The following is a 13,426-nucleotide window of genomic DNA, read 5'->3' as shown; positions in this document are numbered from 1 at the left end:
ACCACCGTTACAACTTTTCTTCGCGATCGCTTGTCCCTCAGGCCGGCTCGTTCGGGATACAGGGTGACTCCCCTTTTCCCTCGACCCGATCAGCAAGGCTTACTTCATGTCCGCTCACCCGCCGTTCCGTCGCCGCCCCGCTGCCGCGCCGTCTTCCCGCCCGCTTCGTCGCTTGGTCGCCTCGCAGCGCGCCGCCGCGATCCGCCTGGCGCTCTTGATGGGCGGCGGGCTGGCCGCCTGCGCCACCGCGCCGCTGGCGCAGGCCCAGGCCCAGGCCAGCGCCGAGGCGCGCCGCCCCTACACCGTGGCCGCCGGCCCGCTCAGCCAGGCGCTCAATGCCTACGCCAGCGCGGCGGGCGTCGAACTGACCATGAACGACGGCCTGCTGCAAGGCAAGCGCAGCGACGGCATCACCGGCATCTACACCGTGGGCGAGGGTTTCGCGGCGCTGCTGCGCGGCCACGGCCTGCAAGCCCGGCGCGAAGCCAACGGCAGCTACACCCTCGCGCCCGCGCCAGCCACGTCGTCGGACGCCACCACGCTGGAGGCCGTCACCGTCACCGCACGGCCGGAAAGCGCCACGGGTCCGCTGCATGGCTACGCCGCCCGCGTCAGCGCCACCGGGACCAAGACCGACACGCCCATCATCGAAACGCCCCAATCGATCACGGTGGTGGGGGCGGAAGAAATCGAGACGCTCAAGGCGCAGAGCCTGCAGGACGCGCTGGGCTACGTAGCGGGCGTGAGCCGCGCGGAAGGCCAGGACCGTACCTCCGACAGCCTGTTCCTGCGCGGCTTTCGTGGCAGCCAGGGCAACTATTTCCGCGACGGTACGTTGTACACAGTGAATATCTACAACGGGCGCCAGGAGCTGTACGGCCTGGAACGGGTCGAATTCCTCAAAGGCGCAGCCTCGGTGCTCTATGGTGCCGCGCCGCCCGGCGGCGTGATCAACACGGTCAGCAAGCGGCCCACCGTCGAACCGCTGCATGAACTGAACATCGAGGCGGGCAACTTTCGCCGCAAGCAGATTTCCGGCGACTTTGGCGGCGCCCTCGACGACGAGGGCAAATGGTCATACCGCCTGACCGCCCTCAAGCGCGACAGCGACGCCTTCATCGATTACGTCCCGGATGACCGAACCTATGTCGCCCCGGCGCTCAAGTGGCAGCCCACCGATGCCACCTCCCTGACGCTGCTGGCCGAATACCAGGAAGACCGCACGGCCTATGTCTATGGCCTGCCGGCCCAGGGCACGGTGCTGCCAAACATCAACGGCAAGATCCCCCGCAACCGCTACACCGGCGAACCCGGCTTCGACAAATTCGTCATGAAGCGCTATTCGGTCGGCTACCTGTTCGAACACGCGTTCACGGACCAGCTCAAGCTGCGCAACAGCGTGCGCTACTTCCACGCAGACAGCACCTATTTCTCTACCGACATCTGGCAGTTGCAAGCCGACCAGCGCCACACGGCCGACCGCGGCGCCATGCCGCGCTGGGACCGATCATCCGCCGTGGTGGCCGATACATCGCTGCAATACGACCTGGATACCGGCCCGCTGCACCACACGTGGCTGGCCGGCCTGGACTATTCGCTGCCCAAGCATGAGACCGAGCGCTATGTGCGCGCCAACAACAACATCGATCTCTACGACCCGGTCTACGGCGTGCCCCTGGGGCCCGCGCAACCGTTCCCGGGATCGTCCTCGAAAAGCGACATGAAACGTCTGGGTGTCTATCTCCAGGATCAGATCAAGATCGCCGACAAATGGGTCGTGCTGCTGGGGGGGCGGCACGACTGGGTCACGGTCAACGAGCGCAATTTCTTCACGGGTGAAAAGCTCGCGGACAATGAAAAGAGCCAGGCCTTCACCGGCCGCGCCGGCGTGGTCTACCTGGCCGACAATGGCCTTGCGCCGTTCCTGAGCTACAGCGAATCGTTCGAGCCGACCAGCGGCCAGGATCGCCAGGGCAACCGCTTCAAGCCCACCACCGGCCAACAATACGAGGCCGGCCTGCGCTACCAGCCGGCGGGGTCGGACACCCTGCTGTCGGCGGCGATCTACCAGCTCACGCGCAAGAACGTGACCGTGGCCGACCCGTTCGACACGAACTATGAAATCCAGGCCGGGCAGGCCCGTGCACGCGGCCTGGAACTGGAAGCCCGCACCCGCATCGGCCGCCACGCCAACCTGATCGCCGCCTACGCCTATACCGATGCGCGCACGCTCAAGGCCAGCCCGCTGCAGCCCGACGAGGTCGGCAAGCGACTGAACTCGGTGCCCTTCAATCAATTCTCGGTGTGGGGCGACTATGGCTTCGGCGCCTTCGGCCTGCCGGGGCTGCGGGTCGGCGCGGGCGTGCGCTATGTCGGCAGCACGCGCGGCATGGCGCACGGCACGGCGGTCGAAGTACCGTCGTTCACGCTGCTGGACGCCATGGTCAGCTACACCACCGGCCCCTGGCGGTTCGCGCTCAACGCCACCAACCTGGCCGACAAGACCTACATCGGCAGCTGCACCTACGGCTGCTTCTATGGCGAACCGCGTCGGGTGATCGGCACGGCGAGCTATCGCTGGTAGCGCGGTGACCGGCGGGGGCAGCTCGCCCCCACCGTCCACCTGGCGTACACCCTCAAAACCCCATTTGTCCACCCCCGGCAACTTTTAGTACTATCTTCCTCAGAAATTCTATATACGCACAAATGTTCGTATATAGAACACAACGATTTTTCTGGCCCGCGCACAGGAAGACACCGACGGAAGAGACAGATCGCATTTCCCTGGTTCCGCCTGTGCTGCCTGCCGCGCGCCATGTAAGGCCCAAGCGAACCCTCATGGATACTCCCCTCAAGCATCTCGCCGTCATCGGCGCCGGCGCCATGGGCAGCGGCATCGCCGCGCTCTTCGCCTCGAAGGGACTGAACATCGTCCTGATCGACCCCATGGCCGGCGCCCTGGAACGGGCCCGCGGCACCATCGAACGCCAGCTCAACGTCTACGCCCCCGGCCAGGTCCAGGAAACCCTGCAGCGCATCCGCATGCAAGCCGACCTGTCCGCCGCCGTCGGCAGCGACCTCATCATCGAAGCCGTTCCGGAAAACCTCGAACTCAAGCGCGGCCTCTTCGCCAAGCTCGACGCCCTGTGCCCGCCCCAGGCCATCTTCGCCACCAACACCTCGGGCCTGTCCATCAACGCCATCGCCAGCGCCGTCGCGCGCCGCGACCGCTTCGTCGGCACCCACTTCTTCACGCCCGCCGACGTCATCCCGCTGGTCGAGGTCGTGCGCAACGACGACACCTCCGACGACACCGTCGCCCGCGTCATGGCCACCCTGCGCTTTGGCGGCAAGCGGCCCGTGCTGGTGCGCCAGGACATCCCCGGCTTCATCGCCAACCGCATCCAGCACGCCCTGGCGCGCGAAGCCATCTCGCTACTGGAAAAGGGCGTGGCCAGCGCCGAAGACATCGACGAAGTCGTGAAATGGAGCCTGGGCATCCGCCTGGCCCTGTCCGGCCCGCTCGAACAGCGCGACATGAACGGCATCGACGTTCACTACGCCATCGCCAGCTACCTCTACCAAGACCTGGAAAACCGCACCGAGCCGTCCGACCTGCTCAAAAGCAAAGTCGAACAAGGCCAGCTGGGCGCCAAGAGCGGCCAGGGCTTCTATACCTGGAGCCCCGAGCGCCGTGAACAGGTGCTGCGCGAGAAAAGCGCCGCCCTGGGCGAACTGGCTGCCTGGCTGAACCAGAAAGCCGGCGATTCCTGACGCCCCCGCAGGCACCCCGAATACCCATTACATAAGGCGCGCGGCAATCCGCCTGACGCGCCAGCGGGCCACGAGCCCACCACACAAAGAAACCGATCGTCCCACCCGCTGCGCGCCCCTACCTGGCGCGTCGCGGCGCAAGACACCAGAGCAATACGCCTTACCGGAGTTCGTTGGAGGCATCATGAATAAATTGGCATCTTTTTTTACTGAGCTGATGCGCAAGTATCTGCCCGATCCTTTCGTTTTCGCGATCGCGCTGACCTTGCTCACCGTGCTGCTGGCCATGGGCATCGAGGGCCAGGGCATCGGCGACATCACCCGCGCCTGGGGCAAGGGCTTCTGGAGCCTCTTGGCCTTCACCACCCAGATGGCCGTCATCCTGGCCATGGGCTACGTGCTGGCCACCGCGCCGCTGACCGACCGCCTGCTCAACCGCATCGTCAGTCACGTGCACAAGCCGCACACCGCCATCATCGTCGCCACCCTGGTCGGCGGCGTCGGCAGCTACCTGAACTGGGGCTTCGGCCTGGTCATCGGCGGCATCGTCGCCAAGAAGCTGGCGCTCAAGGTCAAGGGCGTGCACTACCCCCTGATCATCGCCTCGGCCTACAGCGGCTTCACCATGTACGGCCTGGGCCTGTCCGCCAGCATCCCCGTGCTGGTCGCCACCCCCGGCCACCCCACCGCCAAGCAGATGGGCATCATCCCGCTGACGGAAACCATCTTCTCGGTGCCCATGCTGATCACCAGCCTGGTCATCATCGTGACGCTGCCGCTGCTCAACGCCTGGCTGCATCCGAAGAAAGGCGAGAAGATCGTCGAAGTGGACCCGGCCATCGACCGCGACGCCAACGCGTCCAATGCGGCCGAAGACATGCTGGAAAAGGGCACCATTGCCTCCAAGCTCAACAACAGCCGCATCCTCAGCCTGCTGATCGGCGCCCTGGGCGTGGCCTACGTGGCCTTCCACTTCATCGACGGCGGCTCGCTCGACCTGAACCTGATCAACTTCATCATCCTGTTCCTGGGCATCATCCTGCTGGGCACGCCGGCCGCCTACGTGGCCAAGCTGACCGAAGGCATCAAGACGATCTCGGGCATCATCCTGCAGTACCCGTTCTACGCCGGCATCATGGCCATCATGGCCGCCTCGGGCCTGGTCACCACCATCTCGAAGGTCTTCGTCGACGTCGCCACGCCGGCCTCGCTGCCGTTCTGGGGCCTGATCAGCTCGTTCGTCATCAACTTCTTCGCGCCCTCGGCCGGCGGCCACTGGGTCATCCAGGGTCCGTTCATGATCGATGCTGCCCGCGAAATCGGCAGCGCGCTGAACCAGACCACCATGGCCGTGATGCTGGGCAATGCCTGGAACGACCTGGTGCAGCCCTTCTGGATCCTGCCGGCCCTGGCGCTGTCCAAGCTGAAGCTGCGCGACGTGATGGGCTACACGGTCATCATGATGCTGTGGGTGGGCGTGATCCACATCACGGCCGTCCTGGCCTGGGGATATCTCACCCACTGATCGCCGCGGCGCCCCGCGGGGCGCCGCGCACCAAAGACTGGAACGGGAAACCGATATGAGCAAACCTACCGCATATCTCGTGACCGGCGGCAGCGCCGGGATCGGCGCCGCCATCATCCGCATGCTGCTGGACGCGGGGCATCAGGTGGTCAATATCGACTACAAGCTGCCCGAGAACCCGCCCGCCGGGCTGGTGTCGTACCAGGCCGACCTGACCGATGAAGCGCGCACCAAGGCGGTCGCCGCCGAGGTCACCGCGGCCTACAACATCGTCGGGCTGGTGAACAATGCCGGCGCCACGCGCCCGGGCACCGCCGACACGGCCACGCTGGCCGACCTGGACTATGTGGTGAACCTGCATCTGCGCACCGCGCTGATCCTGGTGCAGGCCGCGCTGCCCGCCATGCGCGAAGCCGGCTTCGGCCGCATCGTCAACATGTCGTCGCGCGCCGCGCTGGGCAAGCCGGACCGCGTGGTCTATTCGGCCACCAAGGCCGGTTTGGTGGGGCTGACGCGCACGCTGGCCATGGAACTGGGCGGCGACGGCATCACCGTCAACGCCATCGGCCCGGGCCCCATTGCCACCGACTTGTTCACCAAGAGCAATCCCGCCGGCGCGCCCCAGACCGAACGCATCATCAACAGCATCGTGGTCAAGCGCCTGGGCACGCCCGAAGACGTGGCGCGCGCCGCGATGTTCTTCCTGTCGCCCGACAACGGCTTCGTCACCGGCCAGATGCTGTATGTCTGCGGCGGCACGACGCTGGGCGTCGCCCCGATCTGAGGCCCGCCGCCATGCGCGCCCGCCCCCGCCTCAGCCCCTGCGCGCGCCGCCTAGCGGCGCAGCAGCGCGTGGTTGATCTGGTCGGCGGCGCGGCGCAGCGGCGGCAGGAACGCGGCGAGCATCTCTTCGCGCGAAAAGCGGTTGGCATGACCGCTGACGTTCATGGCCGCGATCACGCGGCCGCTGCGGTCCACGATGGGCACGGCCACCGATTGCAGGCCGGGCTCCAGTTCCTGCGCCACGCAGGCGTAGCCGTCGGCGCGCACGCCGGCCAGCAGTCGCTTGAGTTCGGCGATGTCGATCACCGTGTGCGCGGTATAGGCCTGGATCTGGCTCATGGCCAGCACCCGGTCCAGCTCGGGAGCGGGCAGCCCCGCCAGCAGCACCCGGCCCATCGACGTGACCCACGCCGGCAGCCGGCTGCCCACCGCCAGGTTGATCGTCATGACCTTGTGCGTCGACAGCCGCAGGATGTAGACGATGTCCGCGCCTTCCAGCACCGACACGGAACACGACTCGCGCGTCTGCTCGGCCACTTCTTCCATGTAGGGCAGCGCCAGGTTCCACAGCGGCGTGCCCGACAGATAGGCGTAGCCCAGTTCCAGGATGCGCGGGGTCAGCGTGAACTTGCGGTCTTCGACCGTGACGTAGCCCAGGTGCTCAAGCGTCAGCAGGATGCGGCGCGCGCCCGCGCGAGTCAGGCCGGTGACGGCGGCGACCTCGGACAAGGTCATCTGCGAACGCTCGGGGCCGAAGGCCCGGATCACGGACAGGCCGCGTGCAAAGGATTGAACGTAGCTGTCGCTGGGTTGCTGGGTTTCTTGCTCGGCCATCCGTCTACCGCGAAAAGAAGCGTTGCCGTTGCCGGCAACCCTGAACGGGGGAGATCGCACCGCGCCGGCTTGCCTTGACGGTCGACTATCCCCATGAAACGATGTTCTTCAGAAGAACGAAAGTTCTAATTAAGAACAAATTATGACACGCCACCTATGAGCGAACACCATGATTTCTAAGCTTGTTGCAAGCGCGGCGGCCGCCCTCGCCGACGTCCCCGACGGCGCCACCGTCATGATCGGCGGCTTCGGCACCGCCGGCCAGCCCATGGAACTGATCGACGCCCTGCTCGAACAAGGCGCGAAAGACCTGGTCATCATCAACAACAACGCCGGCAACGGCACCACCGGCCTGGCCGCCCTGCTCGGCGCCAACCGCGTGCGCAAGATCATCTGCTCGTTCCCCCGCCAGGTGGACTCGCAGATCTTCGACGGCCTGTACCGCAGCGGCAAGATCGAGCTTGAACTGGTGCCCCAAGGCAACCTGGCCGAGCGCATCCGCGCCGCCGGCGCCGGCATCGGTGCGTTCTTCTCGCCCACCGGCTACGGCACCCCGCTGGCCGACGGCAAGGAAACCCGCGAAATCAATGGCCGCCAGTACGTGCTGGAATATCCGCTGCACGCCGACTACGCGCTGATCAAGGCCGAGCGCGGCGACCGCTGGGGCAACCTGGTGTACCGCAAGACCGCCCGCAATTTCGGCCCCATCATGGCCAGCGCCGCGCGCGTGGCCGTGGCGCAGGTGCGTGAAGTCGTCGAACTGGGCACCCTGGACCCGGAAACCGTCGTCACCCCCGGCATCTTCGTGCAGCGCGTCGTGCAGATACCCGCCACCCCGGCCGCCAAGGAGCAGCAATGAGCACCAAACTGACCCGCGACCAGATCGCCGCCCGCGTTGCGCAGGACATCCCTGAAGGCGCCTACGTCAACCTCGGCATCGGCCTGCCCACCCTGGTGGCCAACCACCTGCCGGCCGACCGTGAAGTCATCCTGCATACCGAAAACGGCATGCTGGGCATGGGCCCGGCCCCGGCCAAGGGCGAAGAAGACTACGACCTGATCAACGCCGGCAAGCAGCCCGTCACCGAACTGCCCGGCTGCTCGTTCTTCCACCATGCCGACTCGTTCGCCATGATGCGCGGCGGCCACCTGGACATCTGCGTGCTGGGCGCCTTCCAGGTGTCGCAGCACGGCGACCTGGCCAACTGGCACACCGGCGCGCCCGACGCCATCCCCGCCGTGGGCGGCGCGATGGACCTGGCCATCGGCGCCAAGGACGTGTTCGTCATGATGGAACTGACCACCCGCGAAGGCCAGAGCAAGCTGGTCGAGGCCTGCACCTATCCGCTGACCGGCGTGCGCTGCGTGTCCCGCGTGTACACCGACGTGGCCGTGTTCGACATCCGTGCCGACGGCGTGACCGTCATCGACATGTTCGGCGAGGTCACCGCCGACGAGCTGCTGCGCCTGACCGGCCTGCCGCTGAAGTTTTCCCAATAAGGAGATAAGCAATGCTGTTCATGGTTCAAATGCAAGTCAACCTGCCCGTCGACATGCCGGCCGAACGCGCCGACAAGCTCAAGGCCGACGAAAAGGCCCTGGCGCAGCAGCTGCAGCGCGATGGCAAATGGAAGAGCCTGTGGCGCGTGGTCGGCCGCTACGCCAACGTCAGCATCTTCGACGTCGAAAGCAACGACGAACTGCACACGCTGCTGTCGTCGCTGCCGCTGTTCCCGTACATGGACATCAACGTCACGGCGCTGGCGCGCCACCCGTCCGCGATCTGACCGGAGCCGCCCATGCCCTACATCATCGAAACCTTCGACAAGCCCGGCCACCAGGCCGTGCGCCAGCAGCACCGCGCCGCACACCTGGAATACCTGGATGCCAACAAGCACCTGCTGCTGGCCTGCGGCGCCAAGCTGCAGGACGACGGCACGGATGCGGGCGGCGGCCTGTACATCGTCGACCTGGACACGCGCGAAGCCGCGCAACAGTTCATCGATGCCGACCCGTTCGCCCAGGCCCAGCTGTTTGACCGCGTGACCATCACCCGCTGGCGCAAAGCCTACGTCAACGGCACCTGCCATCTGTAATCAAGACACGGCCGCCCCCGGGCGGCCGTTGCCCATTCCCGAGGATTTCCCCATGTCTTACGCCGATCTCAGCCAGGCAAGGCTGTTCTACGTCATCGACGGCCCCGCCGACGCCCCGGTGCTGGTGCTGTCCAATTCGCTCGGCACCTGCGCCGACATGTGGGCGCGCCAGGTGCCCGAACTGAGCAAGCACTTCCGCGTGCTGCGCTACGACACCCGCGGCCATGGCAAATCCTCGGTGCCCGATGGCGAATACACCTTTGCGCAGCTGGGCAACGACGTGGCCGAACTGCTGGCCCACCTGAACATCAAGCAGGCGCACTTCTGCGGCCTGTCGATGGGCGGCCCCACCGGCCTGTGGCTGGCGCTGAACCGCCCCGAACTGATCAACAAGCTGATCCTGTGCAACACCGCCGCGCGCATCGGCTCGGCCGAAGGCTGGAGCACCCGCATTGCCGCAGTCGCCGAACAGACGCTGGAAAAGATGGCGCCCACGCTGGTCCAGCGCTGGCTGACCGACGACTACCGCGCCGCCGAACCGGGCCTGACCCAGGTGCTGGTCGACATGCTGCGCCGCACCCCCGACGCCGGCTATTCGGGCAATTGCGCCGCGCTGCGCGACGCCGATTTCCGCGAACAGGTCTCGGCCATCAAGGCCCCCACGCTGGTCATCGCCAGCACCCACGACCTGGCCGCCACGCCCGCCCAAGGCCGCGAACTGACTGACGCCATCGCCGGCGCGCAATACCTGGAATTGAACACCTCCCACATTTCCAACTGGGAGCAACCGGAAGCCTTCACCCGCGCGGTCGTCGACTTCCTGACGGAGTAAACCGCATGCAGCGCTGGACCCACCGGCCCGAGGGCTCCAACTGGGGCGACTTCGGACCCGACGACCAACTCGGCCGCCTGAACCTCATTACCGAAGAACAAGTCTTGAAAGGCGCGCGCGAAATCCGCGCCGGCAAGACGTTCTGCCTGTCCCTGCCCCTGGACCTGCCCGGCGGCAACGTGCTCAACCCGCGCCGCCATCCGCCGCAGCTGAGCCCCACGAAGCTGCAGGACACGCCCTACCTGAACTTCCCCCTGCGCAACGTCAACCCCGATGCGGTGGACGTGCTGAGCGACGATCAAGTGCTGCTGTCCATGCAGTATTCCACCCAGTGGGACGCGCTGGCGCACGTCGGCGCGCTGTTCGACGCCGACGGCGACGGCAAGCCCGAACTGCGCTACTACAACGGCTTCCAGGCCGGCGTGGACGTGCTCGGCCCGGCCGATGGCGACCACACCGGCTGCGGCTGCAACAGCGGCGGCCCGTCGGCCGCGCTCAAGCTCGGCGTGGAAAACCTGGCGCAGAAAGGCATGCAGGGCCGCGGCGTGCTGGTCGACCTGTTCCGCCACTACGGCCCCGGCCGCACCCTGATCGGCCACGCCGAACTCATGCACGTGCTGACCACCGACCACATCGACGTCGAACCCGGCGACATGCTGGTGCTGCGCACCGGCTACGCCGAGGCGGTCGTCGCCATGAACGGCACACCGGACGCCCAGGTGCTGCACACCTACGGCGCCGCGCTGGACGGCACTGACGCCGCGCTGCTGCAATGGATCACCGACAGCGGCATCGCCGCCATCTGCGCCGACAACTACGCGGTCGAGGCCTACCCCGCCCGCGAAAAGACCGGCCCGCGCGCCATGCTGCCGCTGCACCACCACTGCCTGTTCAAGCTGGGCCTGCCCCTGGCCGAACTCTGGTACCTCAAAGACCTGGCCGACTGGCTGCACGCCAACGGCCGCCACCGCTTCATGCTGACCGCCCCGCCGCTGCGCCTGCCGCACGCGATCGGATCGCCGGTCACGCCGATCGCCACGGTGTAAGCCACGCGGTATCCCCCAAAAGAAAAAGCGCCGACCCGTTCAACGGTCGGCGCTTTTTTGCATCAAGCGGCGTTCAGCCCTTCAGGCAGGTGCTCATGAACGTCTTGCGCTTGTCGCCGGTCAGCTTCTGTTCACCGGCCTTGGCGTTGCAGTCCTTCATCTTCTGCTGCTGCGGCGTCAGCTGCTTGGCGGGCGGCGGGGCCTCGCCTTTCAGGCACGCGCTCATGTACGTCTTGCGGTCGTCGCCCTTCTTGCCTTCCGCCGACTTGTTGCAATCGGCCATGCGCTGCTGCTGCGCGGTCGGCGTCTTGGCGGGAGCGGGCGTCGTGGCCGCGGGCGTCTGGGCATAGGCGGCGCCCAGGAAGCTGGCGGACAACACAATGGCCGAAGCCAACTGGCTAGTACGGGAAAGCATGGGTTCCTCCCTTGAGCGCCCGCCGACGCCATCCACGCGCACAACCGGGCCGCACGTTCCGCCGGCCAAGGTGCCGGCCCGGTCATCATCGGACAAACCAGACCGCTTCGCAAGCGCCCAAAAGACAACAAATGCTAACGCCACCGCTCCCATTCAGCTTGCGGAAAGGCGCGGAAAATGTGCCCAGAAATCCCCAACTTGGAGACATTCCGATGCACTTGTGGCATCCGCAGAGAAATCTGGGGCAAACCCGCGCAACCTGTTACCCATTCATCCTTTCAGCCCGTTGTGCCGGGCAGCGGAAAGGTGTGAGATAGGCGCATATCCCGCGGCAACGCCAGGCACAAGACCGCGGCCCAGGCAGCCCGGCCTTGCCGCGCCGGCCTCACAGGAGACCCGCATGAAAACCGCCCTCGCCCTCGTCGCCCTGCTGGCCGGCCTGACCGGCGCCGCCAACGCCCAGAGCTTCCTCTACGGCGTCACCCTGGGCAACATCCAGGCCGTCCGCGACACCAACGAAAACGTCTCCACCATCACCGGCTCGCTCGCCAACCAATCCACCCGCGCCATCAACAACGTCATGCTCACCTTCGTCCTCTACGACGCCCAGGGCCGCGAAGTCGGCCGCGTCCGCGACGACGACATCGGCCCCCTCGCCCCCGGCCAGATCAAGATGATCCGCGCCATCACCCCCCTGCAATTCGCCAAGGTCACGGCGTTAGACATCAGGGCTAGATAATGCCCCCACGCCGCGCGCTTCGCGCTTGCTGCCCCCAAAGGGGGCGCCCCGGCCTTCGGGCGGCCGGGCGGCCGGGGGGGCTATCCTTGCAAGGAATTAAAAACCCTGGCGATATCAGGGTTTAGTCAAACAAGTCCGGGTCCAAGTATGGGAAAATTCCGTATGCCGACTCGACAAAAGGGGCTTCCACACGAAGCCCCTTGTTGCGTCCGCGGCGCGCCAGCACGCCTGGCATCGTTACCAAGGAAGTGAAGATCATGTTTCCCAAAAGACTCACCGAAGGCTATCAATCGTTTCTCGAAGGCCGTTTCCATTCCGAACGCAGCCGCTACGAAAAACTGGCCGAAACTGGGCAAAGCCCGGAAATCCTGATCATCGGCTGCTGCGACTCCCGCGTCTCGCCCGAAGCGATCTTCGATGCCGGCCCCGGCGAAATGTTCGTCGTGCGCAACGTCGCCAACCTCGTCCCGCCCTGTGATCCCGACTCCGAATCCTCGTACCACGGCACCAGCGCCGCCATCGAATTCGCCGTCAATGGCCTCAACGTCAAACACATCGTCGTCCTGGGCCACGCCTCCTGCGGCGGCATCCGCGCCTTCTTCGACGACGCCAAGCCCCTCACCAAGGGCGACTTCATCGGCAAGTGGATGTCCCAGATCGCCCCCGTCGCCGACGCCATCGGCCCCGGCACCGACGACCGCGCCGCCAACCTCAAGCGCCTGGAACTCGCCGTCATCGGCCACAGCCTGAACAACCTGATGACCTTCCCCTCCATCCGCCGCCGCGTGGAAAAGGGCGAACTCGAACTCCACGGCACCTACTTCGGCGTCGCCACCGGCGTCCTCTTCCTGCGCGACCCCGCCACCGGCGAATTCCACCCCTGCCTGGAAACCGGCCTGCCGGCGTAACCCCAGCGCGGCGCGGCGACGCAGCACCCAGCCCCAAGCTGCCGCCCGCGAGTGGCCCCCACCCCCCAAAGCGTCGCCGCCCACCGCAAGCAATCACAGACACAAGTCACACCGGCCGCACCCTCAGCAGGCCGCTAACGCTACGCAAGCCGGTAACCCGCAAGCGCGCAGCGTCATCCCCACGACGCAAGACACCCCGTAAGCCGAGCAAGGCCGCCCGCGCGGCCGGCACGAGGCGGGCCCCGCAAACCGCTCCAACCCCAAACGATCTTGGCCAAAACGCCAAGCACGCAATTCGCCCCAACGTCCGGCACTAATGCACATCAAGAGCGCGTGACGGGGCAGGCGGGTGAGGGCGGGGCGTGTAGATGCGCCCGACGGAATCGGAAGGGAAGGCCGAAGGCCTGGACGACGATGAGGACGGGGCAGTCCGGAGCGAAGGCTCCGGACCGCAATCGTAGCCCCGCCCTCACC

14 protein-coding genes are annotated in these 13,426 nt (G+C 66.3%); 12 read left to right on the top strand and 2 right to left on the bottom strand.

Features of this window, described 5'->3' with window-relative positions:
- The first annotated feature begins 106 nt into the window (after positions 1 to 106).
- The 4 genes from AC6LJ2_RS25935 (at position 107) to AC6LJ2_RS25920 (ending at position 6,083) form a co-directional block, all read left to right on the top strand.
- Complete coding sequence (locus AC6LJ2_RS25935) at positions 107 to 2,584, top strand: TonB-dependent siderophore receptor (protein ID WP_498152468.1); 2,478 nt, start codon at positions 107 to 109, stop codon at positions 2,582 to 2,584.
- Positions 2,585 to 2,838: 254 nt separating this feature from the next.
- Positions 2,839 to 3,774: a 3-hydroxyacyl-CoA dehydrogenase family protein gene (locus AC6LJ2_RS25930; RefSeq protein ID WP_263915697.1), complete on the top strand. Its 936-nt coding sequence runs from the start codon at positions 2,839 to 2,841 to the stop codon at positions 3,772 to 3,774.
- A 184-nt stretch (positions 3,775 to 3,958) separates the two neighbouring features.
- The gene (locus tag AC6LJ2_RS25925; RefSeq protein ID WP_263915696.1) at positions 3,959 to 5,299 is read left to right on the top strand and encodes a short-chain fatty acid transporter; all 1,341 of its coding nucleotides are present in this window, start codon (positions 3,959 to 3,961) and stop codon (positions 5,297 to 5,299) included.
- Between the two features lie 55 nt (positions 5,300 to 5,354).
- Entirely contained in the window at positions 5,355 to 6,083 is a 729-nt protein-coding gene (locus AC6LJ2_RS25920) for an SDR family NAD(P)-dependent oxidoreductase (protein ID WP_263915695.1), read from the top strand.
- A gap of 50 nt (positions 6,084 to 6,133) precedes the next feature.
- Here AC6LJ2_RS25920 and AC6LJ2_RS25915 read toward each other — a convergent pair whose 3' ends face one another.
- Positions 6,134 to 6,916 (bottom strand): IclR family transcriptional regulator domain-containing protein, encoded by a 783-nt coding sequence (locus AC6LJ2_RS25915; RefSeq protein ID WP_263915694.1) that lies wholly within the window; start codon positions 6,914 to 6,916, stop codon positions 6,134 to 6,136.
- Positions 6,917 to 7,085: 169 nt separating this feature from the next.
- Between AC6LJ2_RS25915 and AC6LJ2_RS25910 the strand changes: the two genes are divergently transcribed.
- From AC6LJ2_RS25910 to AC6LJ2_RS25885, 6 genes are read left to right on the top strand one after another with little or no spacing between them, the layout of a single operon-like run.
- The gene (locus AC6LJ2_RS25910; protein ID WP_445657690.1) at positions 7,086 to 7,775 is read left to right on the top strand and encodes a 3-oxoacid CoA-transferase subunit A; all 690 of its coding nucleotides are present in this window, start codon (positions 7,086 to 7,088) and stop codon (positions 7,773 to 7,775) included.
- Positions 7,772 to 8,416 carry a 3-oxoacid CoA-transferase subunit B gene (locus AC6LJ2_RS25905; protein WP_025138289.1) on the top strand — a complete coding sequence of 215 codons (645 nt, stop codon included), beginning with the start codon at positions 7,772 to 7,774 and terminating at the stop codon, positions 8,414 to 8,416. The genes AC6LJ2_RS25910 and AC6LJ2_RS25905 overlap by 4 nt, the downstream gene beginning before the upstream one ends.
- A gap of 11 nt (positions 8,417 to 8,427) precedes the next feature.
- Positions 8,428 to 8,703, top strand: a complete 276-nt coding sequence (gene catC, locus AC6LJ2_RS25900) for a muconolactone Delta-isomerase (protein ID WP_175191666.1) — start codon at positions 8,428 to 8,430, stop codon at positions 8,701 to 8,703.
- A 12-nt stretch (positions 8,704 to 8,715) separates the two neighbouring features.
- The gene (locus tag AC6LJ2_RS25895) at positions 8,716 to 9,012 is read left to right on the top strand and encodes a YciI family protein (protein ID WP_445657691.1); all 297 of its coding nucleotides are present in this window, start codon (positions 8,716 to 8,718) and stop codon (positions 9,010 to 9,012) included.
- 52 nt (positions 9,013 to 9,064) lie between these two features.
- A complete protein-coding gene (gene pcaD, locus AC6LJ2_RS25890; protein WP_445657692.1) occupies positions 9,065 to 9,844 on the top strand; it encodes a 3-oxoadipate enol-lactonase in 780 nt (259 codons plus the stop codon).
- A 5-nt stretch (positions 9,845 to 9,849) separates the two neighbouring features.
- A complete protein-coding gene (locus AC6LJ2_RS25885) occupies positions 9,850 to 10,890 on the top strand; it encodes a cyclase family protein (RefSeq protein WP_498152467.1) in 1,041 nt (346 codons plus the stop codon).
- 73 nt (positions 10,891 to 10,963) lie between these two features.
- On the opposite strand, the gene AC6LJ2_RS25880 is transcribed toward AC6LJ2_RS25885, so the two are convergent.
- Positions 10,964 to 11,305, bottom strand: a complete 342-nt coding sequence (locus AC6LJ2_RS25880; RefSeq protein ID WP_263915691.1) for a PsiF family protein — start codon at positions 11,303 to 11,305, stop codon at positions 10,964 to 10,966.
- 400 nt (positions 11,306 to 11,705) lie between these two features.
- On the opposite strand from AC6LJ2_RS25880, the gene AC6LJ2_RS25875 reads away from it, so the two are divergent.
- Both AC6LJ2_RS25875 and AC6LJ2_RS25870 read left to right on the top strand, forming a co-directional pair.
- Positions 11,706 to 12,044, top strand: coding sequence for an FxLYD domain-containing protein (locus AC6LJ2_RS25875; RefSeq protein WP_263915690.1), 339 nt, complete (start codon positions 11,706 to 11,708; stop codon positions 12,042 to 12,044).
- 257 nt (positions 12,045 to 12,301) lie between these two features.
- Positions 12,302 to 12,952 carry a carbonic anhydrase gene (locus tag AC6LJ2_RS25870; protein ID WP_199165706.1) on the top strand — a complete coding sequence of 217 codons (651 nt, stop codon included), beginning with the start codon at positions 12,302 to 12,304 and terminating at the stop codon, positions 12,950 to 12,952.
- Positions 12,953 to 13,426: the final 474 nt, after the last annotated feature.

The organism is Achromobacter sp. 1014246743 (genome assembly GCF_059760725.1).
The sequence above is the reverse complement of the archived record's forward strand: the minus strand, read 5'-3'. Positions and strand labels throughout refer to the sequence as shown.

Bases quoted from the DNA above. Each gene is read 5' to 3' on its own strand.
- AC6LJ2_RS25935 (WP_498152468.1), top strand. From the start codon at position 107: ATGTCCGCTCACCCGCCGTTCCGTCGCCGCCCCGCTGCCGCGCCGTCT.
- AC6LJ2_RS25930 (WP_263915697.1), top strand. From the start codon at position 2,839: ATGGATACTCCCCTCAAGCATCTCGCCGTCATCGGCGCCGGCGCCATG.
- AC6LJ2_RS25925 (WP_263915696.1), top strand. From the start codon at position 3,959: ATGAATAAATTGGCATCTTTTTTTACTGAGCTGATGCGCAAGTATCTG.
- AC6LJ2_RS25920 (WP_263915695.1), top strand. From the start codon at position 5,355: ATGAGCAAACCTACCGCATATCTCGTGACCGGCGGCAGCGCCGGGATC.
- AC6LJ2_RS25915 (WP_263915694.1), bottom strand. From the start codon at position 6,916: ATGGCCGAGCAAGAAACCCAGCAACCCAGCGACAGCTACGTTCAATCC.
- AC6LJ2_RS25910 (WP_445657690.1), top strand. From the start codon at position 7,086: ATGATTTCTAAGCTTGTTGCAAGCGCGGCGGCCGCCCTCGCCGACGTC.
- AC6LJ2_RS25905 (WP_025138289.1), top strand. From the start codon at position 7,772: ATGAGCACCAAACTGACCCGCGACCAGATCGCCGCCCGCGTTGCGCAG.
- catC (WP_175191666.1), top strand. From the start codon at position 8,428: ATGCTGTTCATGGTTCAAATGCAAGTCAACCTGCCCGTCGACATGCCG.
- AC6LJ2_RS25895 (WP_445657691.1), top strand. From the start codon at position 8,716: ATGCCCTACATCATCGAAACCTTCGACAAGCCCGGCCACCAGGCCGTG.
- pcaD (WP_445657692.1), top strand. From the start codon at position 9,065: ATGTCTTACGCCGATCTCAGCCAGGCAAGGCTGTTCTACGTCATCGAC.
- AC6LJ2_RS25885 (WP_498152467.1), top strand. From the start codon at position 9,850: ATGCAGCGCTGGACCCACCGGCCCGAGGGCTCCAACTGGGGCGACTTC.
- AC6LJ2_RS25880 (WP_263915691.1), bottom strand. From the start codon at position 11,305: ATGCTTTCCCGTACTAGCCAGTTGGCTTCGGCCATTGTGTTGTCCGCC.
- AC6LJ2_RS25875 (WP_263915690.1), top strand. From the start codon at position 11,706: ATGAAAACCGCCCTCGCCCTCGTCGCCCTGCTGGCCGGCCTGACCGGC.
- AC6LJ2_RS25870 (WP_199165706.1), top strand. From the start codon at position 12,302: ATGTTTCCCAAAAGACTCACCGAAGGCTATCAATCGTTTCTCGAAGGC.